A 574-nucleotide genomic window follows, 5' to 3' on the forward strand; every position below is an offset into this window, starting at 1 on the left:
CCACTGATGACTGTGGTCGTGATGTGAACAAGGATTTCTAGCATAGATTAGCACCTCCTCTCTGCGTCTGAATTGACGCCTGAGAGATAGGCAACCTTTATATTATACCATCTGTAATGGATGAGTTACAGATAACTTCCGATAAGCCATCTTATTTATATAAAACCTATATTATCATCGTGGTCAAAATGGGTGGACTTGCTATTTATCTTAAATTCTTTTTCATTTTTTAAATTTTATTCGATAACTTTGATAGAAATAGGAAGATTGATTTTGCCTCTTTTACTTTTACCATTGACTAATCATAGATAGCCCATAAAAGCGCCACACCTTTAACACATTGTATAGCTCTACAGTCACTATCATAAATGTTACTCATCCCAATCAATTTGCAGCTGCTTTAAAAAAGCTTCTCGATCCTTTTCTAGTTGAGGATCTATATCACTTCTAACCTTTTTAGTATATGTTCGATCTTCTAACCATTGTGGTGTTTTTTCTCTACTAATATATTGTCTTGAATCGACTGTATTTTTACTTTTAGCGTACTTTTTATTATAGATACGATTTTCAGGTT

At 33.3% G+C, this 574-nt stretch carries 1 pseudogene; it reads right to left on the reverse strand.

The features are described from left to right. Positions 1-371 precede the first annotated feature (371 nt). Positions 372-574 (reverse strand): annotated as a pseudogene (locus tag HMPREF3125_RS08765) (replication protein Rep); the annotation flags it as partial.

This window comes from Staphylococcus sp. HMSC13A10 (assembly GCF_001808005.1).
Lineage (GTDB): Bacteria > Bacillota > Bacilli > Staphylococcales > Staphylococcaceae > Staphylococcus > Staphylococcus pasteuri.